Below are 1,315 nucleotides of genomic sequence, written 5' to 3'. Positions count from 1 at the left end.
CCTAAAGAGTCCGTAGAGATTTTTTCACCAACGGTTATGCCATGCTCTTTTGCGATCAACAAGGCATTCACTTCATTGACTGATGCATCGACTCTTGATCTGAAAAAGCCAGAGATTAGACTTTTTGTAAGAATCGCTGTATCGAAATCCAATGATTCTCCTGCATACGTAACGGAGATTTCCTGAATTCCTTCATTCATGCACTGAGAAGCAATGGATCCCATTTGCTGAACAAGTTGATAGAATGGCTGTACCTTTTCAAACACTTCTTTAGATATGGCTGGAAGGTTGATTGAACTTGAGACTGGGTTTCCTTCAAAATAGGTCAATACTTCCTGGGCAACCTGTACCGCAACATTTAATTGGGCTTCTTTAGTGGAAGCACCAAGATGCGGTGTAGCAATGACGCTATCCAGTTCAAGCAGTTTATGGCCAAGTGGGGGTTCTTCGACGAAAACGTCAAGTGCCGCCCCTGCAACTTGTCCTTCGACTAACATTTCATATAAATCATCTTCGTCCAGAATTCCACCACGGGCGCAGTTTAGTACATAAACCCCCTTTTTACAGGTAAGCAGTTTTTCTTTATTGATTAATCCTCTAGTATCATTCGTTAGTGGTGTATGAACTGTAATGATGTCTGCTTTAGGAAGCAATTCATCTAACGGCAGGGCCGTTACGGACATTTTCTTTGCACGATCGACAGTCAGGTACGGATCATAGACAATGACATCCATGCCAAACACTTTAGCACGTTTTGCAATTTCCCCTCCGATACGTCCAAAGCCAACTATACCTAATGTTTTACCGCGAAGTTCAGTTCCTGTATAAGAGGAACGTTTCCACTCCCCATTCTTCAGTGAAGCATAAGCTTGCGGAATGTGGCGCATTAATGAAGCCATCATCGCAAATGTATGTTCAGCAGTTGAAATGGTATTGCCGTCAGGTGCATTAACCACGACAATCCCGCGTTTTGTCGCTGCCGGGATGTCTATGTTATCAACACCGACACCAGCGCGTGCTATAATTTTTAATTGCGGCATACGGTTCATTAACTCTTCCGAAACCTTCGTTGCACTTCTTACAAGAATTGCATCGATCCGATCAAGTTCGTTTGCAGCTTCCTCTACGGTTTTCTGAATGAGATGAATATTGGATGCCTCTGATAGCGGTCCGAGTCCTTCTGGTTTAATGGCGTCTGCTACTAAAATCCGATACACGTCTAAACACCTTCCTAGGGAAAAGAATTATCTTAAATTTCAGTTAATTTTACAATTGAAATGCTTATTATGTCAATTTGGCTTATCAAGATGTAAGC

At 42.4% G+C, this 1,315-nt stretch carries 1 protein-coding gene; it reads right to left on the bottom strand.

Annotated elements, in window-relative coordinates; all coding sequences use genetic code 11:
* A partial coding sequence (gene serA / locus ACFVSH_RS26705) for a phosphoglycerate dehydrogenase (protein WP_387708838.1) occupies positions 1 to 1,217 on the bottom strand: 1,217 nt, incomplete at its 3' end.
* Between the last annotated feature and the right edge of the window lie 98 nt (positions 1,218 to 1,315).

The organism is Peribacillus sp. NPDC058002, assembly GCF_042886655.1.
GTDB classification, from domain to species: domain Bacteria; phylum Bacillota; class Bacilli; order Bacillales; family DSM-1321; genus Peribacillus; species Peribacillus aracenensis.
This window is presented reverse-complemented; position numbering and strand designations above follow the sequence as displayed.